This window comes from Hyphomonas sp. (assembly GCF_013823385.1).
Lineage (GTDB): Bacteria > Pseudomonadota > Alphaproteobacteria > Caulobacterales > Hyphomonadaceae > Hyphomonas.
The window spans coordinates 1-1,051 of sequence record NZ_PNMA01000166.1 but is presented as its reverse complement, the minus strand read 5'-3'; the positions used below and the strand labels follow the sequence as shown (position 1 = coordinate 1,051).

At 54.6% G+C, this 1,051-nt stretch carries 1 protein-coding gene; it reads right to left on the bottom strand.

The window, feature by feature from the left end; genetic code table 11:
* Positions 1 to 140 precede the first annotated feature (140 nt).
* On the bottom strand, positions 141 to 839 hold the full coding sequence (locus C0456_RS20795) for a hypothetical protein (protein ID WP_291056693.1): 699 nt from the start codon (positions 837 to 839) through the stop codon (positions 141 to 143).
* Between the last annotated feature and the right edge of the window lie 212 nt (positions 840 to 1,051).

Here is a 1,051-nt window from a genome sequence, read left to right as displayed (position 1 = left end):
GTAAGCGTCCGGTGAGGACCGTCGCATACGATGGCCGCTTTCGGGACGAGGGCCGAGAGGTCGGAATGGCCGAAAGTGGGTGGATAGGAGAATGGCTGCTTTCGAAGCTTCATCAGGGTGCTGGAACCGTGATCGCCTCACTACTTTGTCGTAATGTCAGAGATGAGTTCTAGACCGCGGCGAAAGTCGTTGGCGACTTCATCTGCATTCCCGTCATTTGCGCGCAAAGAAGTTAAAATGCCGCGATACCCCAGGCCGCTAGCGGTGCAAAATACGTTGCGTATCTCCCCCTCGATAAGCACTACAGAACATCCCACTGGCCTTTCGATCACTTGGCCGTTAGAAAATCGGAAAGTCGCTGACCCCTCATAGGTTTTGCCGGAAAGACGGTCTGAGCTTTGATTGAAATCGACGGAGGATAGGCTGGCGGCCTGGGGTATCGCAACAACGTTCCTCGCACCGCCCATTTCCCTAGGTTCTGTAATTGAGACGTCGTAATCTAGGCCACGAGTGTCAGTCAGCGGCACTCCTATCCGAACGTTAGGGAGCCGAAGAGGGGATGCTTGGGTACCCTTGCCCTCTGCGAGAGCAGCGTTGATCTCTTTATCTTTCATGCCATTCAGGCTGTAGACCCGCCCAGGCGACAATTCGAACACCACTTCGCCCACCTGAACATAGACTGTTTCATTGCGCCAGTCCCGATCTGCTATTGGATCTCCAAGGCTGCACGATGGCGACAAAAGAAACAGCACTATCGATGCAACGACGGCCCGGGCACGCGCTGCACTGCCTGCTTGCAGTGAGCGATTGTAAACGCAGCTCTTGTGCACTTGCAGCATTCGAGACTGATGCCCCGCAGACCTCCGGTTCTCATTGAGCAACGTCTTCGGCATAGTTGCGACCTCGCCTTTCAATTTGTAAGGCAATCTGCGTGCTACTCCTGCAAATGCAAGCAGTTAATCGTATGCTTTGCAAAGGCCACAAAGGGAGGTGCCTAGAGCAATTGAGCGACGTCTTGATCCCAGCGCTGGCCGCCAGCTGGAATGACCAC

Bases quoted from the DNA above. Each gene is read 5' to 3' on its own strand.
- C0456_RS20795 (WP_291056693.1), bottom strand. From the start codon at position 839: ATGCTGCAAGTGCACAAGAGCTGCGTTTACAATCGCTCACTGCAAGCA.